The sequence below is a fragment of the Rhodococcoides sp. S146-33 genome, from assembly GCF_059489205.1.
Genome location: NZ_JCAJWY010000004.1, coordinates 1 through 23,352 on the forward strand (window position 1 = coordinate 1; position 23,352 = coordinate 23,352).

The 23,352-nt window shown below is 64.3% G+C and carries 23 protein-coding genes; 13 read left to right on the forward strand and 10 right to left on the reverse strand.

Annotated elements, in window-relative coordinates; translation table 11 throughout:
• Positions 1-115 precede the first annotated feature (115 nt).
• Positions 116-391, forward strand: a complete 276-nt coding sequence (locus AC5WEY_RS17815; RefSeq protein ID WP_057476093.1) for an Lrp/AsnC family transcriptional regulator — start codon at positions 116-118, stop codon at positions 389-391.
• An 11-nt stretch (positions 392-402) separates the two neighbouring features.
• Here AC5WEY_RS17815 and trpD read toward each other — a convergent pair whose 3' ends face one another.
• Both trpD and AC5WEY_RS17825 read right to left on the reverse strand, forming a co-directional pair.
• A complete protein-coding gene (trpD, locus tag AC5WEY_RS17820; protein ID WP_495646928.1) occupies positions 403-1,464 on the reverse strand; it encodes an anthranilate phosphoribosyltransferase in 1,062 nt (353 codons plus the stop codon).
• Positions 1,465-1,515: 51 nt separating this feature from the next.
• A complete protein-coding gene (locus AC5WEY_RS17825) occupies positions 1,516-1,992 on the reverse strand; it encodes a hypothetical protein (RefSeq protein WP_495646929.1) in 477 nt (158 codons plus the stop codon).
• 151 nt (positions 1,993-2,143) lie between these two features.
• On the opposite strand from AC5WEY_RS17825, the gene ctaE reads away from it, so the two are divergent.
• The 5 genes from ctaE to AC5WEY_RS17850 all read left to right on the forward strand — a co-directional run bounded on the left by ctaE (position 2,144) and on the right by AC5WEY_RS17850 (position 7,160).
• Positions 2,144-2,755 carry an aa3-type cytochrome oxidase subunit III gene (gene ctaE / locus AC5WEY_RS17830; protein WP_495646930.1) on the forward strand — a complete coding sequence of 204 codons (612 nt, stop codon included), beginning with the start codon at positions 2,144-2,146 and terminating at the stop codon, positions 2,753-2,755.
• Positions 2,756-2,838: 83 nt separating this feature from the next.
• Positions 2,839-3,687, forward strand: a complete 849-nt coding sequence (gene qcrC / locus AC5WEY_RS17835) for a cytochrome bc1 complex diheme cytochrome c subunit (protein WP_057476089.1) — start codon at positions 2,839-2,841, stop codon at positions 3,685-3,687.
• Positions 3,684-4,862, forward strand: coding sequence for a cytochrome bc1 complex Rieske iron-sulfur subunit (gene qcrA / locus AC5WEY_RS17840; protein WP_057476229.1), 1,179 nt, complete (start codon positions 3,684-3,686; stop codon positions 4,860-4,862). The genes qcrC and qcrA overlap by 4 nt, the downstream gene beginning before the upstream one ends.
• Positions 4,859-6,652 carry a cytochrome bc1 complex cytochrome b subunit gene (gene qcrB, locus AC5WEY_RS17845; protein WP_057476088.1) on the forward strand — a complete coding sequence of 598 codons (1,794 nt, stop codon included), beginning with the start codon at positions 4,859-4,861 and terminating at the stop codon, positions 6,650-6,652. Before qcrA ends, qcrB begins: the two co-directional genes overlap by 4 nt.
• A gap of 232 nt (positions 6,653-6,884) precedes the next feature.
• Positions 6,885-7,160: a helix-turn-helix domain-containing protein gene (locus AC5WEY_RS17850; RefSeq protein ID WP_495646931.1), complete on the forward strand. Its 276-nt coding sequence runs from the start codon at positions 6,885-6,887 to the stop codon at positions 7,158-7,160.
• Between the two features lie 164 nt (positions 7,161-7,324).
• Here AC5WEY_RS17850 and AC5WEY_RS17855 read toward each other — a convergent pair whose 3' ends face one another.
• Complete coding sequence (locus AC5WEY_RS17855) at positions 7,325-7,741, reverse strand: cytochrome c oxidase subunit 4 (protein ID WP_397519566.1); 417 nt, start codon at positions 7,739-7,741, stop codon at positions 7,325-7,327.
• A gap of 18 nt (positions 7,742-7,759) precedes the next feature.
• Positions 7,760-8,839 (reverse strand): aa3-type cytochrome oxidase subunit II, encoded by a 1,080-nt coding sequence (gene ctaC, locus AC5WEY_RS17860; RefSeq protein WP_495647161.1) that lies wholly within the window; start codon positions 8,837-8,839, stop codon positions 7,760-7,762.
• 224 nt (positions 8,840-9,063) lie between these two features.
• Here ctaC and asnB point away from each other — a divergent pair, with 224 nt between their 5' ends.
• Complete coding sequence (asnB, locus tag AC5WEY_RS17865) at positions 9,064-10,992, forward strand: asparagine synthase (glutamine-hydrolyzing) (RefSeq protein ID WP_495646932.1); 1,929 nt, start codon at positions 9,064-9,066, stop codon at positions 10,990-10,992.
• 95 nt (positions 10,993-11,087) lie between these two features.
• Here asnB and AC5WEY_RS17870 read toward each other — a convergent pair whose 3' ends face one another.
• From AC5WEY_RS17870 to AC5WEY_RS17880, 3 genes are all read right to left on the reverse strand, one after another.
• Complete coding sequence (locus tag AC5WEY_RS17870; protein ID WP_057476084.1) at positions 11,088-12,062, reverse strand: carbohydrate kinase family protein; 975 nt, start codon at positions 12,060-12,062, stop codon at positions 11,088-11,090.
• A 103-nt stretch (positions 12,063-12,165) separates the two neighbouring features.
• The gene (locus tag AC5WEY_RS17875; RefSeq protein WP_032379078.1) at positions 12,166-12,531 is read right to left on the reverse strand and encodes a HesB/IscA family protein; all 366 of its coding nucleotides are present in this window, start codon (positions 12,529-12,531) and stop codon (positions 12,166-12,168) included.
• 66 nt (positions 12,532-12,597) lie between these two features.
• Positions 12,598-13,671 (reverse strand): glycerate kinase family protein, encoded by a 1,074-nt coding sequence (locus AC5WEY_RS17880; protein WP_057476083.1) that lies wholly within the window; start codon positions 13,669-13,671, stop codon positions 12,598-12,600.
• A gap of 101 nt (positions 13,672-13,772) precedes the next feature.
• On the opposite strand from AC5WEY_RS17880, the gene AC5WEY_RS17885 reads away from it, so the two are divergent.
• From AC5WEY_RS17885 to AC5WEY_RS17900, 4 genes are read left to right on the forward strand one after another with little or no spacing between them, the layout of a single operon-like run.
• Positions 13,773-14,432, forward strand: coding sequence for a DUF3043 domain-containing protein (locus AC5WEY_RS17885; protein ID WP_057476082.1), 660 nt, complete (start codon positions 13,773-13,775; stop codon positions 14,430-14,432).
• A gap of 5 nt (positions 14,433-14,437) precedes the next feature.
• Positions 14,438-15,007: a bifunctional adenosylcobinamide kinase/adenosylcobinamide-phosphate guanylyltransferase gene (gene cobU, locus AC5WEY_RS17890; RefSeq protein WP_495646933.1), complete on the forward strand. Its 570-nt coding sequence runs from the start codon at positions 14,438-14,440 to the stop codon at positions 15,005-15,007.
• Positions 15,004-16,140 (forward strand): nicotinate-nucleotide--dimethylbenzimidazole phosphoribosyltransferase, encoded by a 1,137-nt coding sequence (gene cobT, locus AC5WEY_RS17895; protein WP_495646934.1) that lies wholly within the window; start codon positions 15,004-15,006, stop codon positions 16,138-16,140. Before cobU ends, cobT begins: the two co-directional genes overlap by 4 nt.
• 2 nt (positions 16,141-16,142) lie before the next feature.
• Positions 16,143-16,904: an adenosylcobinamide-GDP ribazoletransferase gene (locus AC5WEY_RS17900; protein ID WP_495646935.1), complete on the forward strand. Its 762-nt coding sequence runs from the start codon at positions 16,143-16,145 to the stop codon at positions 16,902-16,904.
• On the opposite strand, the gene AC5WEY_RS17905 is transcribed toward AC5WEY_RS17900, so the two are convergent.
• Positions 16,901-18,004, reverse strand: a complete 1,104-nt coding sequence (locus AC5WEY_RS17905; protein ID WP_495646936.1) for a branched-chain amino acid aminotransferase — start codon at positions 18,002-18,004, stop codon at positions 16,901-16,903. The two genes, AC5WEY_RS17900 and AC5WEY_RS17905, sit on opposite strands and share 4 nt — an antisense overlap.
• 41 nt (positions 18,005-18,045) lie before the next feature.
• Positions 18,046-19,146: a glycine cleavage system aminomethyltransferase GcvT gene (gcvT, locus tag AC5WEY_RS17910; protein WP_495646937.1), complete on the reverse strand. Its 1,101-nt coding sequence runs from the start codon at positions 19,144-19,146 to the stop codon at positions 18,046-18,048.
• A gap of 129 nt (positions 19,147-19,275) precedes the next feature.
• On the opposite strand from gcvT, the gene AC5WEY_RS17915 reads away from it, so the two are divergent.
• Entirely contained in the window at positions 19,276-20,799 is a 1,524-nt protein-coding gene (locus tag AC5WEY_RS17915; protein WP_495646938.1) for a leucyl aminopeptidase, read from the forward strand.
• 42 nt (positions 20,800-20,841) lie between these two features.
• Here AC5WEY_RS17915 and AC5WEY_RS17920 read toward each other — a convergent pair whose 3' ends face one another.
• Positions 20,842-21,183, reverse strand: coding sequence for a hypothetical protein (locus AC5WEY_RS17920; RefSeq protein WP_057476077.1), 342 nt, complete (start codon positions 21,181-21,183; stop codon positions 20,842-20,844).
• Positions 21,184-21,562: 379 nt separating this feature from the next.
• On the opposite strand from AC5WEY_RS17920, the gene sucB reads away from it, so the two are divergent.
• Positions 21,563-23,338 carry a 2-oxoglutarate dehydrogenase, E2 component, dihydrolipoamide succinyltransferase gene (gene sucB, locus AC5WEY_RS17925; protein ID WP_057476076.1) on the forward strand — a complete coding sequence of 592 codons (1,776 nt, stop codon included), beginning with the start codon at positions 21,563-21,565 and terminating at the stop codon, positions 23,336-23,338.
• Positions 23,339-23,352 lie beyond the last annotated feature (14 nt).

Consider the following 23,352-nt stretch of genomic DNA (forward strand, 5'->3'; position numbering starts at 1 on the left):
GTGGAGCCCGCGGAACGACCGGTGATGCAGGAGTGGAGCCCGCGGAACGACCGGTAGAACTAGGGTTGGGTGGGAGCTCGTCGCACATCGGGCTCGAGACGCATGAGGAGCAGAGATGATCAATGCCATCGTCTTGATCGACGCCGAGGCCGACCTGATTCCGGAGGCGGCGCAGGCCGTTGCCGACGTCGATGGTGTGACGGAGGTCTATTCGTGCGCTGGGGATGTCGATCTGATCGCCATCGTCAAAGTGCGCGATCACGCCTCGATCGCCGACGTCGTCACCAAACACATCAATCGTGTGCGCGGCGTGCGGGGCACCACGACTCACATTGCGTTTCAGTCGTATTCGAGCGCCGACGTCGACGCAGGGTTCTCGATCGGCGAGTAGGACGCAGCTCGTCAGTCGGCCAGTGCGGTGGTGCAGCGCGCCCAGTCGGCGAGTAGCCGAGCCGCTGAACCGTTGTCGACAACCGTTGCGGCGGTTGCCAATCCGGCTTCGATTCGCTCACGCAGGTTCCCGGAGATGCCCTGATATGCGGCTATGGCTGCGGCGGCGTTGAGCACAACGGCGTCACGCACCGGTCCGTGCTCGCCGGCGAACACGCGATGCGCCACTGCGGCATTGAACTCCGCGTCGCCGCCTCTGAGGGCCTCGATGGGAGCTCGTTCGATCCCGAAGTCGACTGGGTCGATCGTCTCCACGGTCACCGAGCCACCCGACACGACGTGCACGGTCGTCGTGGTGGAGAGGGTGATCTCGTCCAGTCCGTCGTCGCCACGCACAACGAGAACCGAGCTGCCCCGGCCGGCGAACACGTCCGCCATCACGGGGGCCAGACTCTCGAAGGCGCAGCCGATCAGGCCTGCGCGCGGCCGACCCGGATTGGTTAGTGGCCCAAGCACATTGAACACGGTCGGAATGCCGATTTCCTTCCGCGGTGCCGCGGCGAACCGCAGAGCGGGGTGGTGGATCGGCGCGAAGCAGAACCCGATACCGACTTGTTCGACGCTCGACGCCACTGCATCGGCCCCCAGAGTCACGCGGACACCCAACGCTTCGAGCACGTCGGTGGTGCCGCTCTTGGACGACGCCGCCCGGTTGCCGTGCTTCACCACTCGTATTCCGCTCGCCGCGACGACGATCGCAGCCATGGTGGAAATGTTCACGGTATCGGCACCGTCGCCGCCGGTGCCCACGACGTCGACGGCGTCGGTATCGGTGTTCACCAACACCGCGTGGGCCAGCATCGACTCGGCGAGCCCGTTCACTTCCGCCGGAGTAGGCCCCTTCATCCTGAGGGCCACGCCGAATGCTGCGATCTGTGCCGCTGTCGCGTTGTCGGCCATGATCTCGTCCATCGCCCAGCCGGTATCGGCACTGGACAAGTCGATGCGAGTGCTCAGCGCGCCCAGAATTCGACGCCAGGTTCGCGGCTGCTCGTCAGTGGTCGGTGCGTTCATGGCTGGATCCGTTCGTCGGTCCCTGGCGGCGGACATGGGGGCGGAGGAATCTTAGCCAGAGCCCGGGTCGGGCAGAGCCGGCTGCAGCGCGTCCCAGCCGAGTACAGCGCCACCCCGGCGTTGGGCGAGGCCCGCCATTCGCGAGCGCTCCTGTGAACAGTGGAGCGCGTCGAGCACCTGCACGCGCTGCAGAACCAGCGGAACGCCGTCGTCGACGTGAGGGCGGTATCCATCGATGTCCGACAATTCGACCGCAGGCCCCACTTCGTAATCGTCCTGAGCCGCGACCGCAGCTGCGTCCGCTACTTCGTGTGCCGGCAGCAGCAAATGATGCCGAAGCAACACATCCGACGCCGCCGTCCACACCGGCGGCATTCGGGCCGCGTCGTCGAGCACGGCGGAACACGCCTGCGCGTCGTCGAAGCAGCTCGCCACTATCACCAGATCCTCGCGCGTGGGGTCCAGACGTTCTGCGGTCGACCGCGAGAACAGCCGCCGAAACCACCCACCTTCGGTGCTCTTTGCCATGAGGCCAGCCTTGCACGACTGGACCCTACCGGCCCGTACAGGGTCTCTGACCAGCCAGGGAACAAGCACGCTCGTGGATTCGTTGCGTTGCGACGCGCCCAGAGCGGACCCGGATATGCCTTCCGTACTACGACGGGTCATACTTCTTTCTGTGACGAGCGCTGTAGGGACTCAAGGATCGGCAATCACCCAACGCGTGCACTCGCTGAACCGTCCCAATATGGTCAGCGTCGGCACGATCGTGTGGCTGTCGAGTGAACTCATGTTCTTCGCCGGGCTGTTTGCGATGTACTTCGTCGCGCGAGCCCAGGCGAACGGAAATTGGCCGCCGGAACCGACGGAGTTGAACCTCGGTCTGGCCGTACCGGTGACGGCCGTGCTGATCGCGTCGTCGTTCACGTGCCAGTTGGGCGTGTTCGCCGCGGAGCGTGGAGACGTCTTCGGTCTTCGACGCTGGTACATCATCACGTTGGCAATGGGCGCGTTCTTCGTGGCCGGCCAGGCGTACGAGTACTACCACCTGGTACACGAGGGCACGACGTTGTCGAGCAGCGTGTACGGCTCGGTCTTCTACATCACGACCGGCTTCCACGGATTGCACGTGATCGGCGGACTCATCGCGTTCGTCTTCCTGATCACCAGAACTCTGGTCAGTAAGTTCACGCCCGCACAGGCCACCGCCGCCATCGTCGTCTCGTACTACTGGCACTTCGTCGACATCGTCTGGATTGCCCTCTTCGCGACGATCTACTTCATCCGCTAGTGACAGTCAGCACGCCAAAGATAACGAACGGACGGATTCAGCCCCCGACGTTCGGCCCGTCCCGACACGACAAGGGATAGAAGATGAGTACATCTCCCCCAGCAGCATCCGTCGACAAAGCCGCCGTCAAGACGCGACGTCAGCGTAAGACGCGCCGACGCATCACCGGCGCTCTCGTTCTCATGATGGGCCTTCTGAGCGCGGGTTTCCTCGCTTCGGCCCTGACTCCGACTCCGCAGGTCGCTACGGCAGACACGGACTCGGCGGCGCTCATTCGCGAGGGCAAGCAGTTGTACGACACGTCGTGCGTGACGTGCCACGGCGCAAACCTGCAGGGCGTTCAGGATCGCGGACCGAGCCTCATCGGCGTCGGCGAAGCGGCTGTCTACTTCCAGGTCTCCAGTGGTCGCATGCCCGCCGTTCGTAACGAGGCGCAGGCACTCCGCAAGCCACCGAAGTTCGACGACAAGCAGATCGACGCGCTCGGTGCCTACATCCAGGCCAACGGTGGCGGACCCACGGTCATCCTCGACGAGAACGGCGAGGTCGCACAGGAGTCGCTGCGCGGCGACGACATCGCACGCGGCAGCGAACTGTTCCGATTGAACTGCGCGTCCTGCCACAACTTCACCGGTCAGGGCGGTGCCCTGTCCTCCGGCAAGTTCGCGCCGGACCTCGGACCTGCCAACGAGCAGGAGATCTACACCGCGATGGTCACCGGTCCGCAGAACATGCCCAAGTTCTCCGACCGTCAGCTGACGCTCGAAGAGAAGGGCGACATCATCGCGTACGTCAAGTCGGCCCAGGAAACCAAAGCCGCGGGCGGCTGGGGTCTCGCAGGCTTCGGTCCCGGTACCGAGGCGATCGCGTTGTGGGTTGTCGGAATCGCCGCAGTCGTCGGCGCAACACTGTGGATCGGAGCGAGGTCATGAGCGACGGCGATTCCGGCCGCAAGGACGCGGCAAACACCGGTGGTGTGGATGCCGACAAGAAGTACACCGACGAGGAACTGGCTTCTCTGAGCCGCGACCAGTTGGTCGAACTCGGTACGAATCTCGACGGTGTCGACGTTGCTTTCCGCAGAAACCGCTGGGCTGTCGAGGGCACCCGGGCGGAGAAGCGCGCGGAGCGCAGTGTCGCGATCTGGTTCGCCATCGCCGGCCTCTCTGCCGTCGCGTTCATCGGTGTCTACCTGTTCTGGCCCTGGCAGTACGCCGGGATCGGTGACGAGAACTACAACCTCTACTCGCTGTACACGCCGCTGATCGGCGGCACGATGGGTCTGGCAATCCTCGCCGTCGGCGTCGGTGCTGTGCAGTTCACCAAGAAGTTCATTCCCGAAGAGGTCTCCATCCAGGACCGTCACGACGGAAGTTCGTCGGAGACGGACCGCAAGACGTTGGTGGCCGAGCTGGGCGACTCCCTGGACACGTCGACCATCGGTCGTCGCAAGGTGATCAAGCGCTCACTGTTCTTCGGCGGCGGCGCACTGGGCATCATGGCATTGCTCCCGCTCGGAGGCCTGATCAAGAACCCGTGGGCGAAGGGCGAAGATTCTCCGTTGTGGGTATCCGGCTGGACTCCTCGGTACGATGGGGAGACCATCTACCTCCGACGAGACACCGGGCGACCGGAAGATGTCGTTCTCGTTCGGCCCGAGGACTTGGACGCTGGTGCTATGGAGACTGTCTTCCCGTTCCGCGAAGCGGACCGCGAAAGCGAGCACGAACTTCTCGTCTCGCTCCGCGGGATTCGCAACGCCGTCATGCTCATCCGCCTCCGCCCCGACGATGCCAGCACGGTCGTCAAGCGTAAGGGCCAGGAGAGCTACAACTACGGCGACTACTACGCCTACTCCAAGATCTGCACGCATTTGGGTTGCCCGACATCGTTGTTCGAGCAGCAGACCAACCGCATTCTCTGCCCTTGCCATCAGTCGCAGTTCAACGCGCTCGAGTACGCCAAGCCGATCTTCGGACCGGCCGCGCGCGCGCTGCCTCAGCTTCCCATCACAGTCAACGAGGAGGGATACCTAGTGGCACAAGCCGATTTCAAGGAAGCACTGGGCCCCGCCTTCTGGGAACGTCGACCGGAGCGTGATTCATGAGTCCTTCACTGCAAACCCTCGCAGCCAAGCAGGCAGACGACGTAGACAGTCGTTACCACTTGGCACCGGGATTGCGCCGCCAGATCAACAAGGTGTTCCCCACCCACTGGTCGTTCCTGCTCGGTGAGATCGCGCTGTACAGCTTCGTGATCCTGCTGATCTCCGGCGTATTCCTCACCCTGTTCTTCGATCCATCACTCAGCGAGGTCGTGTACCAGGGCGCTTACACCCCGCTCAACGGTGTGACCATGTCTCGTGCGTACGCCACTGCCCTCGACATCTCGTTCGAGGTCCGCGGTGGTCTGTTCATGCGACAGATCCACCACTGGGCGGCACTGATGTTCGCCGCGTCGATCATCGTGCACATGGCCCGCATCTTCTTCACGGGTGCATTCCGTCGCCCCCGCGAAGCCAACTGGGTCATCGGCTGCCTGCTGCTGATCCTGGCGATGTTCGAGGGCTTCTTCGGATACTCCCTCCCCGACGACCTGCTCTCGGGCACCGGTCTTCGCGCCGCCTTCTCCGGCATCACGATGAGTATCCCGATCGTCGGCACCTGGATGCACTGGCTGATCTTCGACGGCGACTTCCCGGGAACGATCATCATTCCTCGCCTGTACGTAGCCCACGTGCTGCTACTTCCCGCGATCATCCTGGCGTTGATCGCAGCTCACCTCGCATTGGTCTGGTACCAGAAGCACACGCAGTTCCCCGGACCGGGACGCACCGAGAAGAACGTCGTCGGCGTTCGTATTCTCCCGGTGTTCGCGGTCAAGTCCGGTGCATTCTTCGCCGTGACGTTCGGTGTGCTGGCAGCAATGGGTGGCCTACTTCAGGTCAACCCGATCTGGAACTTGGGTCCGTACAACCCGTCGCAGGTGTCGGCAGGTTCGCAGCCCGACTTCTACATGATGTGGACGGACGGTCTGGCCCGACTGTGGCCGGCTTGGGACATCTACATCGCCGGTCGCTACACCATCCCGGCTGTGTTCTGGGTGGCGGTGATCATGGGTCTCGTATTCACGGTCATGATCGCCTACCCGTGGATCGAGAAGCGCCTCACCGGTGACACTGCACATCACAACCTGCTGCAGCGTCCCCGCGACGTGCCGGTCCGCACGGCCATCGGCGCGATGTCGATCGCGTTCTACGTCGTCCTGACGCTGTCCTGCGTCAACGATCTGATTGCGTACAAGTTCGACATCTCGCTCAACGCCATGACGTGGATCGGTCGCATCGGCGTACTGATCCTGCCTCCGATCGCCTACTTCGTTGCCTACCGGTTCTGCATCGGTCTGCAGCGCAGCGACCGGGCGGTACTCGAGCACGGCATCGAAACCGGAATCATCAAGCGTCTTCCGCACGGCCAGTACGTGGAAATTCACCAGCCGCTCGGACCGGTCGACGATCACGGACATCCGATTCCCCTCGATTACCAGGGCGCACCGGTACCCAAGAAGATGAACAAGCTCGGTTCGGCCGGAAAGCCCGGCTCCGGATCGCTGTTCACCCCGGACCCTGTTGCTCAGAGCAAGGCTCTGGAAGATGCACTGCACAAGGGCGAGCACGAGCAGCTCGCAATGCTCCGCAATTACCAGGCCGGAATTCTCGGCAGCGGCTCGAACGGCCACTCGAACGGCAACGGTCATTCCAATGGCAACGGCCACTCGAACGGTAACGGCCACACAAATGGGAACGGCCACTCGAACGGCAACGGCCATTCGAACGGCAACGGGCACGAAGACGCGGCGATCACGTCGGGTCGTCAGGACAGTGACAGCGATCGCTGACATCTGACACAGCACAACGGAAGGGCGGCACCGGAAACGGTGCCGCCCTTTTTCGTATCCACTGATCTGGAACGAAACGAGGCGTCGCATCGGCACGTGGCGACCTTCGTGCCACTCCCCTCCCCCGGTCTCGGGCGGTCCCTACACCGAACTCGAATACTCGCCGGGACATCCTCGTACGCGGACACCACTGCGCCGCAACAGGACGGCTCACCGGTATTACTATCGGCACATGGTCCGCATTCCCCTCACCCCCGGCGAGCTCGCTCGCGGTGCCAGGCTAGGCGCAACACTGCGTCGTCACCGAGGCAGCCGCACCATGACCGATGTCGCCGACTCCGCCGGCATCTCGGTCGAGACGCTCAGAAAGATCGAGACCGGACGCATACCGACACCTGCATTCTTCACCGTCGCGGCCCTGTGCGAGGCGCTCAGCATCTCTCTGGACGCCGTGGCGGACTCGGCTTCGGACTCTACGGCGAGACACTCCGAGGCCGACGCCTCCTGACGTTGCGGACGCCCATGTACAGTCGCTCGCCTCTGGTCGGGCACTGTTCTACGGCGTGAATGCTCCATGCGACGTCGGTGCTTCTCCAGCGGTCACTCTCGGTACAGAAAAAGGCCCCGATCGTTCTCGCGAACGATCGGGGCCTTTTGTCTGGTGTGTGCCAATCAGTGGCGCTCGGCTCCGAGGTGGTACTCGAACACCAAGCCGGCAGCCGCTGCGATGACGCAAACGACTCCCAGTGCGATCAGCCACGGCTGGAAAAAAGCGAATCCGAGAGCAGTGATGGACGCAGCGCCGGCGAGCACGATCGGCCAAAAGCTGCCGGGGCTGAAGAAGCCGAGATCGCCTGCGCCGTCGCTCACCTCGGCATCGTCGAAGTCCTCGGGACGGGTGTCGAGGCGTCGAGCAACGAACCGGAAGTAGGTGCCGACGATCAGAGTCAGGCCCACCGACAAGAAGATCGCGGTAACGCCTGCCCACTCCACTCCAGTGCGACTCAGGCCCGTGAACAACGCGTACACGATGCCGACCAGGAGGAAGAAGACAGTGAGGATCTCGAAGATCTTGGCTTCGATTTTCATATCAGCATGCTTCCTTGGTCAGTTGCCTTCGGCGACGGTGGCGGTACGGACGGTGCGATCGGTCTCGAACGGCGAGGTGCTCGTAGCGATCGGGCTCTCACCGATGGCCTCGAGTGCCTGCGCATTGGTGAGTGCGTCGCCACCCTCGGACAGTGGCTTGCGTAGCTCGATGTACTGCTCGAACTTGTCCGGCGACACCGCGCGAACCTCGAAGTTCATCATCGAGTGGAAGGTGCCACACATTTCGGTGCACCGACCGACGAACGATCCTTCACGTTCGATCTCGCTGATCTGGAACACGTTGTCGGAGTGGTTCTCCTCGGGGTTCGGAAGAACGTCCCGCTTGAACAAGAACTCCGGAACCCAGAATCCATGGATGACGTCCGAGGACGCGAGCACGAATTCGATGCGCTTGCCGGTCGGGAGGACCAGCACCGGGATCTCGTCACTGGATCCGACTGTTTCGATCTTGTTGTAGTGCAGGTAGGACAAGTCCTGCGTCAGCGCACCGTTGATGGGTCCCGGAACGAACTCGCCGTCTTCACTGCCCTCGGCACCCTCACCGGGAGTGGCGGCGGCTTCCGCTGCCGCCTGCTCCTCTTCGTCGGTGCCCTCGTACTTGGCGGCACCGTCCTTGAGGTCGATGGTCCGGTAACCGAACTTCCAGTTCCACTGGTAAGCGGTGACGTCGACCTGTACGTCCGGATCGGCCTGCTTCTCGTCGACGTAGTTCTGCACCACGACGGTGAAGTAGAACAGGACGGCGATGATGACGAACGGCACGGCCGTGTAGAACAGCTCGAGCGGAACGTTGTACGCCGTCTGGCGAGGGAACTCCGGTGAGTTCTTCTTCTTGCGGTGAAAGAGCACCACCCAGAAGATCAGGACCCACACGACGATGCCCATGACCAGGGCGGCAATAACCGACCAGGTCCACAGGTCGCCGATGCGTTGCCCCTGCGGAGTGACTCCCGAAGCGAAACCAAAATTGAGTACGTTGTCGCTGCTGATGGAACAGCCCGACAGCATCAACGCGGCTACACCGAGAAATGCTGTCAGCCCCGCTCGACGAAGGATCCGACTCTGCGCCACGTTCACGCCTTCCTGATTGCCCACCACTGAAGAATAAGAGCTTCCACATGGAGATGCTCTAGTACTACGCAGCGTAGACCAAAGCCGACGGATAGCCATCCTTGGGTCGTCACCTACGCTCGTGCGTGTCTGCGGCATACTCGGTTCCTGATCTGCCGTCCCGCTGACGCCGCTCGCGGAGACTCGGACCGCTGCATTGTCCCCAACTGCGAGAAGAGGTAGCAGACGCTGTGTGTGGACTGCTCGGAGTACTCACGTCTCACGGAACGACCGCCGCCGGAGTCGAGCTGGTGAGCTCGGCAACCCACTGCATGCGCCACCGGGGGCCTGACGAGCCCGGTGGGACGTGGCACGACGACGACGTCGTTTACGGGTTCAACCGATTGTCGTTCATCGACATCGAACACTCGCATCAGCCGATGCGCTGGGGTCCGCCCGAGTCACCGAACCGGTACGCGCTCGTCTTCAACGGCGAGATCTACAACTACCTGGAGTTGCGCGCGGAATTGGCGCGCGATCACGGCGCGGAGTTCGCCACCGAGGGCGACAGCGAATCGATCGTTGCCGCGTTTCACTACTGGGGTCCAGCCGCGGTGCAGCGACTGAGGGGCATGTTCGCGTTCGCGGTCTGGGATACCGAGACCCGCCAGATGTTCATCGCACGCGATCCCTTCGGCATCAAGCCGTTGTTCCTGGCCACCGGCCCGGGAGGCACTGCATTCGGTAGTGAGAAGAAGAGCGTGCTGGAGTTGATGAATCTGGTCGGGGTCGACGACGACCTCGACCAGCGCGCCCTGGAGCACTACACCGTGCTGCAGTACGTCCCCGAGCCCGAGACCCTCCACGTGGGGATCCGTCGACTCGAATCCGGCTGCTACGCCACCCTCTCCCCCGGTACCGCGCCCGAGGTCACCCGATACTTCACGCCGAAGTTTCCGGTCCGACCCTTCGCGCCCGGCAGCGAAAGAGCTCGTTATCAGGAGATCGCCGAAGCGCTCGAAGATTCGGTTGCCAAGCACATGCGGGCCGACGTGACAGTCGGATCCTTCCTGTCGGGCGGCATCGATTCGACGGCCATCGCGGCGCTGGCAATTCGCCACAATCCTGACCTGATCACCTTCACCACAGGTTTCGAGCGAGAAGGCTATTCCGAGGTCGACGTCGCCGCGGAGTCGGCGGCGGCCATCGGTGCCCGCCATATCGTCAAGGTCGTCGGGCCGGAGGAGTTCGCGGCATCCATCCCCGAGATCGTCTGGTACTTGGACGACCCGGTGGCGGATCCCGCATTGGTACCGCTGTACTTCGTCGCCAAGGAGGCGCGGAAGCACGTGAAGGTCGTGCTCTCCGGTGAGGGCGCAGACGAGTTGTTCGGCGGGTACACCATCTATCGCGAGCCGCTGTCGCTGAAGCCGTTCGAGTCGCTTCCTGCATTCCTCAGACGCGCTGCCGGGTCGTTGAGCGAGCGGATTCCGGAAGGAACCCGCGGGAAAAGCCTGCTGAACCGTGGATCGATGACTCTTGAGGAGCGGTACTACGGAAACGCTCGTAGTTTCAACGACGCACAACTGCGGTCCGTATTGCGCGATTTCCGACCGGAGTGGACCCACCAGGACGTCACTGCGCCGATCTACGCGCAGTCGCAGGGATGGGATCCGGTAGCCCGGATGCAACACCTGGACCTGTTCACCTGGTTGCGCGGCGACATCCTGGTCAAGGCCGACAAGATCACCATGGCGAATTCACTCGAACTGCGAGTCCCGTTCCTGGACTCGGAGATCTATCGGGTCGCCGAGAAGCTGCCCCTCGAGCAGAAGATCACCAAGAACACCACCAAGTACGCCCTACGCCAAGCGCTCGAGGGGATAGTTCCCGGTCACGTGCTGCATCGCGCCAAGCTGGGCTTTCCCGTGCCGTTGCGCCACTGGCTACGCGGCACCGAGCTCTTCGACTGGGCACACCAGCAGATCGCCGACTCCCAGACCGACCACCTGCTGAACAAGCCCGCCATAGTCGCGATGCTCAACGACCACCGCGCCGGAAAATCCGATCACAGCCGACGTCTGTGGACGCTGCTGATCTTCATGGTGTGGCACGGCATCTTCGTCGAGAAGCGCATCGTGCCCCAGATCGCCGAACCGGAATACCCGGTCAACATCTGACCGGTACACCCCTCCCCTCATGGGATCAATGTGGGTTTCAGTCACTCTGATTGCAACAAGGCCACATTGATCCCGTTCTGGGGGGGGAAGCGATCTCAGGCCGGCAGCAGCGCGCCGATCTCTTCGCCTGCCTCGGTGCCGTAAGCCGCGCTCAGCCGCTTGATCGCGTCGTCGCGGTTCAGGCTCCATTCCTGGGTGCCGGTGGTTTCCAGGACCAGAACGGCGACGAGCGATCCGAGTTGCGCCGCACGTTCGATGCTCGCTCCGGCCAGATGTGCGGTGAGGAAGCCGGCCCGGAAGCCGTCGCCGACGCCGGTCGGGTCCACCTTGCTCGTTTCCGGTACGACACCGATGTGGGTATGCACACCGTCTTTGGTGACGATGTCGACGCCCCGCTTGCCCAAAGTCGTGACACGCAGATCCACCTTGTCGGCGATGTCGGCGTCGGACATGCCGGTCTTCTGCTTGAGCAGAGCCCACTCGTATTCGTTGGTGAACAGATACGCGGCTCCGTCGATCATCTCCATTGCCTGCGCCGCATCGAGGCGAGCGAGCTGCTGGGACGGGTCGGCCGCGAACGGGATTCCCGCGGCGCGGCACTGAGCTGTGTGCGCGGTCATCGCATCCGGGTCGTTGGCACCGATCAACACCAGATCGAGGTCGCGCTCGCCGGCCAGCGCCTCGATGGAAATATTGCGAGCCTCACTCATGGCCCCGGGGTAGAACGATGCGATCTGCGCCATGTCCTGGTCCGTGGTGCACACGAAACGCGCTGTGTGGGCGGTTGCGGAGATGCTCACGCCACTGCAATCGACACCGTGGTCTTCGAGCCAGCCGCGATAGTCGGCGAAGTCCGGTCCGACCGCTCCCACGAGCAACGGTGAGCCGCCGAGGACTCCGAGCGCGTAGGCGATGTTGCCGCCCACCCCTCCCTTGCGGATGACCAGGTCGTCGACCAGAAAGCTCAATGAGATGTTCGAGATCTGGTCGGCGACTATCTGCTCGGCGAACCGTCCGGGGAATCGCATGAGATGGTCGGTCGCTATCGAGCCTGATACCGCGAGAGTCACGAAGAAGAGCCTTTCGAATGGGGGTGCTGGTTTACTGACCGGCAGACACGACTGTGACCGATACACGCATGCGTGTATCGGTCACAGTCGAAAACGAGTCAGCTCAGTTGAACGAGTCGCCGCACGCGCACGAACCCGTGGCGTTCGGGTTGTCGATCGTGAAGCCCTGCTTCTCGATCGTGTCCACGAAGTCGATGGATGCACCCTCTACGTAGGGGGCGCTCATCCGATCCACTGCGAGAGTGACGCCGTTGAAGTCGACCGCGAGGTCGCCGTCGAGGCTTCGATCGTCGAAGAAGAGCTGGTAACGCAGTCCTGCACAACCACCTGGCTGCACAGCGATGCGCAGCGCGAGGTCGTCGCGGCCTTCTTGATCCAGCAACGCCTTGGCCTTGGCCGACGCGGTCTCGGTCATGGTGACCTTGTGCGCCGTGGTTTCGGTTGTTGTGGTCTCGCTTGAAACGGTCATGGGCTCTCCCTATCAGTCGTACAAAACCCGTGAACTACTCAACCGTACTCTCGGTGCCTCTATTCCTCACGCTCGCCGCCTCGGATTCACGGCAAAGTCTGCGACCTCGCCCGCGATGCGCGCGGTGAGCAGTTCGAGCTGGTTCGCGGCGTCCGACATCGCCAACTCGACCGATCCCGCGAATTCGCTGATCGAATGTGCCGCCTCGATACCCGCCGACGCCAGTTCGTCGTCGGTCAACGTCACCTGGCCCGCAAGCACGATCGTCTCCACGCCGGTCGCGCCGCCGGCGGCCGCGATTCTGGTGACCAGCTTGCCGCGCAGCGATTGCGAATCGAACTTGCCCTCACCGGTCAACACCAGGTCGACGGTCCCCAACAGGTCCTGCTGTCCGGTCCGTTCGGCCACCACGACGGCTCCGGGTTGCTGCGTGCCGCCGAGTGCGAACAGCGCGGCACCGAGACCACCCGCCGCTCCGGCACCCGGCCTGTCCGCCACGTCGTGACCCGCTGCGGACAGGACGGCGGCCCAGTCCGTGTTCAGCTCCTCCAGTCGACCGACCGTCTCGGCATCGGCACCCTTCTGCGGTCCGAACACCCGGGCCGCACCCCACTCGCCCAGCAACGGATTCTCTACGTCCGACGCGGCGACGAGGTCGATTCCCGATAGACGACCGACCGCCGATCCCAACCCGCCCAGCGCGCGTATCAGTGCGCGGCCGCCGTCGGTGCAGCTGCTGCCGCCGAGCCCGACGAAGATCGTTCGAGCTCCGCTGCCGATCGCCGCATCGATCAACTGCCCGACGCCGTAGCTGCTCGCCTTCAGCGCAGACAATGGGCTCGGCGGGCCGTCGAGCAGATGCAGCCCACACGCCTGCGCGGATTCGATGTACGCCACTGTGCCGTCGAGCAGCCAGTGAGCCCGAACAGGAGTGCCGAGCGGTCCGTCGACGTCGGCGACCTGAACAGTGCCGATGCGCGAGGCCAGCACCTCGACGAACCCCGGCCCGCCGTCGGACTGGGGGGCGAGCTCGAGTTCGTCCTGACCCCTGACCGATGTCCATCCCCTCGCCATAGCGTGTGCCGCGTCTGCAGCCGTCAGGGTGTCTCCGAAAGAATCAGGCGCAATCATCACTCGCATCGTGGAAAGTCTAGGGCTGCAGCATGCAGACGGCATCTGCTGGTCTGCGAGCTGACCTGGCCGGTGTTCGATATCGATAGGTCATCCCATACTCTGGGTGCGTGAAGCTGCTACGCCGTGGAAACTCCGACAATTCGGACGAACAGAACTCGAACGAATCCGAGTCGACTGCGTCCGGGCACGAAGCTGCGTCTCCGGTGTCCCTCGGCAAGGGCCGCCCGACACCCAAGCGCCGTGACGCCGAGGGTCGTCGTCGCGGGCCTGTTGCTCCGGCGCCCCTCACGAGCAAAGAAGCACGCGAGCGCCGCAAGGCGAACAAGGGCAGCAAAGAAGACCGCAAGGCCGCGTCCAACGAACGCCGCGCCGCAGCGGCCGAGCGTCGTGCGCGCATGCTGGCCGGTGACGACAAGTACTTGCTCCCCCGCGACAAGGGCCCGGTCCGCGCATACGTCCGCGACATCGTCGATGCACGGCGCAATCTCGTCGGACTGTTCATGCCGCTCGCACTCATCCTGATTTTCGCGCTGTTCCTACAGCCTGCAGTGCAGCAGTACGTCACTCTCGGCATGTTCGTGATGATGCTGTTCATGGTGGGCGAGGGCATCTACTTGGGCAAGATGATCAACAACAAGATTCGCGTGCGCTTCCCCGAGACGACGGACGGCGGCTTCAAGATCGGGTGGTACGCCTTCGTTCGCGCGTCGCAGATTCGCAAGATGCGCGCACCCAAGCCGCGAGTCAGCGCCGGCGCGGCTGTCTGACGTCGGTGGGTGAACCGACTCGAACCCTCGTACTCGGTGGTGCCCGATCCGGTAAGTCCGCATATGCCGAGTCGTGTGCCGTCACCGAGCCGGTTCGGTACCTCGCAACCGGTAGGCGCAACCCCGCCGACGAGGATTGGCAGCGTCGCATCGAGCTCCACCGGGCGTCGAGACCGCAGCATTGGTCCACCGTCGAGACGGTGACCTCGCTGGCCGCATCGATCTCGGAGCCCTGGGGCGGCACCACGTTGGTCGACGACCTCGGAACGTGGCTGACCGGGATGCTCGACGACGCTCGGGCGTGGGAACGGCCACGGGGCACGATCACGCCGGCTGTCGACGACCTGGTCGGTGCGGTCGCGGACTGCACGTCCACCATTGTGCTGGTCAGTCCCGAGGTAGGTCTGTCCGTGGTTCCCGAGTCGCGTTCCGGACGCCTCTTCCGCGACGAGCTCGGACTGCTCAATTCTCGACTTGCCGCCGTCTGCGACAGGGTTCTGCTGGTCGTCGCGGGACTCGCACTGACCCTCAAGGAACCACCGGCGGAATCCATCACCGCGAAAGGCACAGTGTGACAACATTTTCGGCAGAAAATTCGGAGTCATCGCCGTTCCGTCCGGTCACCGCTCCGTCCGACGCGGCTCGTACTTCTGCCGTCGAGCGGCAACGTGAGCTGACCAAGCCCGCAGGCAGCCTCGGCCGCCTCGAGAAACTCGGTGAATGGATAGCGTCCTGCCAGGACACTTGCCCGCCTCGATCTCTCGAGCGGGTACGTGTCGTCGTCTTCGCCGGTGACCACGGCATCGCAGCGCACGGGGTCTCTGCGTACCCGCCCGAGGTGACAGCGCAGATGGTCGAGAACATCCGTGCCGGCGGCGCAGCGGTCAACGTCCTCGCCGCCATCGCCGGTGCCACCGTGCGGGTGGTCGACATCGCCGTCGATGCCGAGACCGATCCCACCGTGTCCGCGTTCAAGGTCCGACGGTCCAGTGGATCGATCGACCGCGACGATGCGTTGAGCGAGGACGAGGTTCGTGCCGCCCTCGCCGCGGGAGCCGCCATTGCCGACGAAGAAGTCGACGGCGGTGCCGATCTGCTCATCGCGGGCGATATGGGCATCGGAAACACCACTCCGGCAACGGTATTGATCGCAACCCTCACCGACACCGAACCGGTCGCCGCCGTCGGCCGCGGCACCGGAATCGACGACGCCGGATGGATCAGAAAGACCGCAGCCATCCGGGACGCGATGCGCCGGGCGCGTCCGGTCGCGAAGAACCCCACCGATCTGCTTCGGGTCGCGGGCGGCGCCGACATAGCGGCGCTGGCAGGATTTCTCGCCCAGGCTGCGCATCGGCGAACCCCGGTGATCCTCGACGGTCTCGTGGTGACTGCAGCAGCTCTGGTGGCCGAGGACGGCGCGGCCGGGGCACGGGACTGGTGGGTTGCCGGGCATCGCTCGGTCGAGCCTGCACACTCATTTGCGTTGCGGCACTTGCGTCTCGAGCCGTTGGTAGAGCTGGACATGCGACTCGGCGAGGGCTCGGGCGCGCTGGCGGCACTGCCATTGGTTCGCGCAGGTGTCGACACTCTGAACTCGATGGCGACCTTCGCCGACGCTGGGGTCAGCACCGGCGACAGCGAAGCCCACAGCAGTATCGAGGACCACAGCAGCACCGCAGCCCCCAGCAGTATCGAAGACCGCTGACCGTGCGCAGGCGAGCCGATGGACTGTTGCTAGCGTTCTCCTGGCTGACGGTCCTGCCCGTACGCGGCCCCACCGATGTCGATCGGCACTCGGCCGGACGGGCCATAGCTCTCGCTCCGCTCGTCGGCCTCACCCTCGGTGGCATCTCCGCAGCGCTGTTGTGGGTGTCGATCGCAGCCGGACTGTCGCCCCTGCTCGGCGGACTGATCGCCGTTGCGGCCTCGGCACTGCTCACTCGGGGTATGCATCTCGACGGCTTGGCCGATACCGCAGACGGACTCGGTTGCTACGGCCCGCCCGAGCGGGCGCGAGAAGTCATGAAGTCCGGCAGTGCCGGCCCGTTCGGGGTTGCGGCCATTGCTCTCGTCCTGGCAATCCAGGCCGCGAGCCTGGGCCAGCTCGCTCAACAACACCTGTGGTGGGCCATCGTCTGCGCCTCGGTGATCGGACGGGTGTCGGTGGTCGTCGCGTGCCGCCGAGGGATCGACGCGGCCGCACCGAGCGGCTTCGGCGCGCTGGTGGCAGGCACTCAGTCGGCCGCAGCCGTGGCATTGTGGGCAGGCGTCGTAACGGCCATGTTCACGTACATTCGGCCCGACCGACCGTGGCAGGGCCCACTGGTCGTCGTCGCCGTACTTGCCCTTGCGGTGATTCTGACTCGACACTGCGTCCGCCGCTTCGGTGGCCTCTCCGGCGACGTACTCGGAGCCGGAATCGAGACCACCACAGCTCTGGCCGCGGTCGGCCTGCTTCTGGGGAGCTAGCGGAGTGTGGTCATCCAGCCGTGGGTATCGGCGAAGGTGCCGCGCTGAATTCCGGTGAGAGTGTCTCGCAGAGCGAGCGTGATCTCGCCCGGCTCACCGCCCGCAATCTCGAACGCTCCCTCGGTGGACTTGACGCTGCCCACCGGAGTGATGACAGCTGCAGTGCCGCAAGCGAACACCTCGGTGATCTCGCCCGAGTCGGCACCCTTGCGCCACTCTTCGGTGGAGATGCGGCGTTCTTCGACGGGGATGCCGGCGTCCGTCGCCAAAGCCAACAGCGAGTCTCGGGTGATGCCGGGGAGAAGCGATCCGGACAGCGACGGCGTCACCAGGCGTGCATCGGACCCCGAGCCGAAGACGAAGAACAGGTTCATCCCGCCCATCTCCTCGACGTACCGGCGCTCGGTGGCGTCGAGCCACACCACCTGATCGCATCCTTCGTCGCTGGCCTGCGCCTGGGCGAGGAGTGACGCGGCATAGTTACCTGCGAACTTCGCGGCACCCGTTCCTCCCGGTGCCGCCCGGACGTACTCGGTGGACAGCCAGACGCTCACCGGCTTGACCCCCCTGGGGAAGTACGCCCCTGCAGGCGAGGCGATCAGCATGTAGCGGTACGAATCTGCGGGGCGCACGCCCAGCCCGGCCTCGGTGGAGAACATGTACGGACGGACGTACAACGCGTCCTCGCCGCCTGCCGCAGGAACCCACTCGTGGTCGAGTGCGAGCAGCTTCTCGATCGATCCGACGAAGAGCTCGTCCGAAAGCTCAGGCATGGCAAGTCGCCTGGCCGAGGACCGAAACCGTTCGGCGTTGGACTGGACCCGGAACGTCGACAGGTCTCCGTTCGGCTGACGGTAGATCTTGAGGCCCTCGAAGATAGCCTGGCCGTAATGCAGCACCATCGCTGCCGGGTCGAGCTCGATCGGGCCGTAGGGCGCGATCGTCGCGTCGTGCCAGCCACGGTCGCGGGTGTAATCGATGTACACCATGTGGTCAGTGAAGTGTTTTCCGAATCCCGGTGCGGCAAGCACTGCGTCGCGCTCCGCCGGTGTAGCGGGCGAGGGATGCTGCACGTACGTGAATTCGGAAACACCTGTCATGCCCGAGATCCTATCGTGGAGGTCACTCGCTCCCTCAGCGGTCACCTGGTCTTGGCAGCGACGAACGGCGGCGCGACCACTTCGCAGCGCAGCGCCCGCCCACGAACGTCGACCTCGACCTCGGAGCCGACCGCTGGAGCTGCCTCGGCGTCGAGCAGGGCCAGGGCGATACCGACCTTGAGCGACGGCGAGAAAGTTCCGGACGTCGTCGTCCCGATGTCCTGGCCCGACGCACGCACGGTGAGACCGGGGCGGAGTACACCGCGGTCGAGAGCCTTGAGTCCGCGCAATGTTCGCGCAGGCCCACTGGCCTTCTCTGCGGTCAATGCCTCCTTGCCCCAGAATGCCTCCTTGTTCCACCCGATCGCCCAACCGCATCGAGCTTGCAGGGGCGAAATGTCCAGCGACAGTTCGTGTCCGTGCAGTGGGTAGCCCATCTCGGTCCGCAGAGTGTCACGTGCTCCGAGCCCGCACACCTGTCCCCCGCGAGTCCGCACTGCGGCCATCAGCGCACGGAAGAGCGGTTCCACATCACCCGCCGGTGGAACCAGTTCGTACCCCTGCTCGCCGGTGTAACCGGTTCGGCACACCCGCACGGCCACCGAATTCCAGGTCGCGTCCTCGAACGCCATGTAATCCATCTCGGTCGGCAGACCCAATTCGTGCAGCACCTCGGCCGCTTTCGGCCCCTGAACGGCCAGCACTCCGAACTCGCGGTGCTGGTTCACCACCGACACCCCAGCGGGTGCCTGCGCTGCCATCGCCGCCACGACATCGGCCGTGTTGGCGGCGTTCGGCACCAGGAACACGTCGTCGTCGGAGACGTAGTACGCGATGAGGTCGTCGACCACACCACCGGATTCCGTGCAGCAGAGGGTGTATTGCGCCTTACCGGGTTCGATCCGGCCGAGGTCATTGGTCAGGACGGAGTTGACGAAGGCGGCAGCGCCGGGTCCGGTGACCGACGCTTTGCCCAGGTGGCCGACGTCGAACAGGCCTACGGTTTCCCGCACCGCGGTGTGCTCGACGACCACCCCGGCGTACGACACCGGCATGGTCCAACCGCCGAAAGGTGCGAATCTCGCACCCAATTCGATATGTACGGCGTGCAGCGGTCCCTCGATCAGGTCGGTGTCGGTCATGGCGGTCACGCTAGTCCACATCACGGCTCGTGCGGGCGCTGCGGACCCAGTTCGTCCCTCGCTCCGCTGCGCCATGGGTCGTCATTAGGATCGAGGTACCTACACGTCAACCCCTACAGGAGCAGCCACGTGCCTTCACCTTCGACGCTATCCCGCACTCTCGGACCCGACCTGGTCCTCGCGGGCAAGCTCGGCAAGAAAGTCGACGTTCTCGTTGTCGCGCTGAGTACCAGTGACGACGGCCTCGAGCTCGCCATCACCGACGACATTTCCGACGACGCCGTTGCTGCCGGACTCCTCGACGCCTTCGAATCCGTCGGTGCCACCGGCAAAGCCGACGAGCTCGTTCGCATCCCGGCTCCGTTCGGGCTGCCCGTCTCCAGTGTCCTGGCGGTGGGCCTCGGCAACGCTGCCGACATCGACAGCGAGCGCATCCGTCAGTCGGCCGGTACCGCGGCACGCTCGCTCAAAGGTGTCGATACGGTAGCGACGACGTTGTCCGCACTCGACCTCGGAGCGGCCGCAGAGGGGTTCTTCCTCGGCGCGTATCAGTTCACCGAGTTCAAATCCGCACTGTCGGCACCGAAGGCCGACGCCCTTCCTCTCGCCCGCGTCGAATTGCTCGTTGCCGACTCTCGATCGAAGGACGCGAAGAGCGAGCTCGCACGCTCCGTCGCCATTGCCGAATCAGTGGCGCTAGCACGCGATTTCGTGAACACCCCACCGAGCCACCTCTATCCCGAGGAGTTCGCGGACCGGGCGAAGGCCCTGGGTACTGCGGCAGGCTTGAAGGTCGAGATTCTCGACGACAAGGCCCTCGAGAAGGGTGGTTACGGCGGTATTCACGGAGTGGGTAAGGGGTCTTCGCGGTTGCCGCGATTGGTTCGCCTCTCCCACACCGGCGGCAAGCGTGGCGCCAAGAAGGTTGCTCTGGTGGGCAAGGGAATCACGTTCGACACCGGCGGCATCTCCATCAAACCTGCTGCGGGAATGGAGAACATGACCTCGGACATGGGCGGTGCCGCGGCGGTTATCGCCACCGTCGTGCTGGCCGCCAAGGTCGGTCTGCCGCTCGACGTGATCGCGACGGTGCCCATGGCGGAGAACATGCCGTCGGGAACAGCGCAGCGTCCCGGCGATGTGCTGACGCAATACGGCGGAATCACCGTCGAGGTCATCAACACCGATGCCGAAGGTCGACTGGTGCTGGCCGACGCGATCGTGCGTGCCTGCGAGGACGATCCGGACTACCTCATCGACACCGCAACGCTCACCGGAGCTCAGGTCGTGGCGCTCGGCAACCGAACGCCCGGCGTGATGGGTACCGACACCTTCCGTGACCGGGTTGCCGAAATCTCCCAAGCGATCGGCGAGAACGGCTGGGCCATGCCGCTGCCGAAAGAGATTCGACGTGAACTCGACTCCAAGGTGGCCGATCTTGCGAACGTGACCAATGGCAGGGCCGGCGGAATGCTGGCAGCAGCCCTGTTCCTGAAGGAATTCGTGGCCGACGGCGTCGAATGGGCCCATATCGATGTCGCGGGCCCGGCCTACAACACCGGAGGCCCCTTCGGCTACACCGGCAAGGGCGGCACCGGAGTTCCCGTGCGGACCATTTTCGCGGTTCTCGAAGACATCGTCGAGAACGGCTGATCGCGGACGTCCGTGCGCGCGGATCTGCGCGCACGGACGCGATCACCGGTCGCGCCGTTCCTGTTCGCGTCTCTTGACGATCTTCTGGCGAGCATCGTGGTCGCGCATTCGCTGGGGGTACCCGGTCTTCCGGACGTCGTAGACCGGGATCTTCAGGTCGGGTCCGATCTTTCGTGCATATTTTTCATCCAGCGGACGCCGGGTCCATTCGCCGTCGTTCGCCACCAGGACGACGGTCAGTGGAGTCACTGTCGTCTTCGGCTCGACATAGGCCTCCACACCGATTCGCGCCGCAGTCCAATCGGCCAGGTACTGGGCGACCGACCCTTCGGGACCACGTTTCGCGGCCCCGCCGCGCCGCTTGAGTCGATCGAACAATCCCACGAGAACATCCTTTTCGTACGGCCGATGGATTCCCGGCACGGATGCCGGAAATGTTGTTACCCGCCAGTTTGCCAGGCGTGTTCTGCGCCCTAGGGGAACGGCGAGGCGATAACAATGGAAGGATGCCGGTAGAGGGTTCAACTCTCTTGATAGTGAACCAAGGCTCGTGAAGTGAGTGAGTGAATTGCCGAGAGGGAGTGTCGACGTGGGCGCTGTATCGAGCCGAACATGCTCGGTCGGTGTCTGGTGCACCGGTGCCTCCGTCGAACCGAATCACGCAACTCTCGTCCATGAACCCTGTTCCGCCAGCACAATGGTCTGCGACCACAAGTCGTAAGAACTACATCACCCGCATACAACTGTCGAGGAGTCAACAGACATGGCCTTCTCCGTCCAGATGCCAGCTCTCGGTGAGAGTGTCACCGAGGGAACTGTCACGAGGTGGCTCAAACAAGAAGGCGACACCGTCGAAGTCGACGAGCCATTGCTCGAAGTCTCCACGGACAAGGTCGATACCGAGATCCCGTCGCCTGCTGCCGGTGTTCTCACCAAGATCGTCGCTCAGGAAGACGACACCGTCGAGATCGGTGGCGAGCTCGCCCAGATCGGTGACGCAGGCGAGGCCCCCTCGTCGGACGCACCGGCCGAGGACGCTGCTCCCGCCGAGGAGTCGGCACCGGAAGAGGCTGCCGAGGAGCCCACTCCCGCAGCCGAGCCCGAGCCGCAGGCCGAGGAGGAGGCACCCGCAGCGAGTGCATCGTCCGACTCGTCCGGCTCCGGTACACCGGTGACGATGCCCGAGTTGGGTGAGTCCGTCACCGAGGGCACCGTGACCCGCTGGCTCAAGGCTGTCGGCGACGAGGTTGCAGTCGACGAGCCACTGCTCGAGGTCTCCACCGACAAGGTCGACACCGAGATTCCCTCTCCTGTCGCCGGTACTCTGCTCGAGATCTCCGCCGAGGAAGACGACACGGTCGCCGTCGGTGGCCAGCTCGCCGTCATCGGATCCGGATCGCCGGCCGAGAAGGCCCCCGAGCCCGAGGCCACCCCGGAGCCCGAGGCCCCCAAGGCCGAGGAGCCGAAGAAGGAAGAGCCGAAGAAGGAGGCTCCCAAGCAGGAAGCTCCCAAGGCCGAGCCCAAGCCCGAGCCCAAGCAGGAAGCTCCCAAGGCCGCTCCCGCCAAGGAGTCGGCACCGTCGGGTGATTCCAGCCCGTACGTCACACCGCTCGTGCGGAAGTTGGCGTCGGACAACGACGTCGATCTCGCTACCGTCAAGGGCACCGGTGTCGGTGGACGCATCCGCAAGCAGGACGTGCTCGCTGCCGCCGAGGCCAAGAAGGCTCCGGCCGCTCCGGCCGCCGAGGCTGCGCCCGCCGCTGCCGCCAAGCCTGCGGCTCCGGCAACCGCCGGTGTTCGTCCGGAGCTCGCGCATCTTCGTGGCACCACGCAGAAGATCAACCGGATCCGTCAGATCACCGCGAAGAAGACGCGCGAATCGCTGCAGACCTCTGCTCAGCTCACGCAGACCTTCGAGGTGGACGTCACCAAGATCGCCGGTCTGCGGACGAAGGCGAAGGCGAAGTTCGCCGAGAACGAGGGCGTCAACCTGACGTACCTGCCGTTCTTTGCGAAGGCAGTCGTGGAGGCACTCAAGGCCCACCCGAACGTCAACGCGAGCATCAACGAGGACGCCAAGGAGATCACCTACCACGCCGATGTCCACCTCGGCATTGCCGTGGACACCGAGCAGGGTCTGCTCTCCCCCGTCATCCACAACGCCGGTGACCTGTCGCTGGCCGGGTTGGCTCGGGCGATCAACGACATCGCGACCCGCGCACGTTCGGGTGGACTGAAGCCGGACGAGCTCTCCGGTGGCACGTTCACGATCACCAACATCGGCAGCCAGGGCGCGCTGTTCGACACCCCGATCCTGGTTCCGCCGCAGGCGGCCATGCTGGGCACGGGTGCGATCGTCAAGCGCCCCGTGGTGGTCAAGGACGACTCGGGCAACGAGTCGATCGGTGTCCGCTCGATGTGCTACCTGCCGCTCACCTACGACCACCGGTTGGTGGACGGAGCCGACGCAGGGCGCTTCCTGACGACGATCAAGCAGCGTCTCGAAGTGGCGTCGTTCGAGGCCGATCTCGGCCTCTAGACAACCGGCGGGTC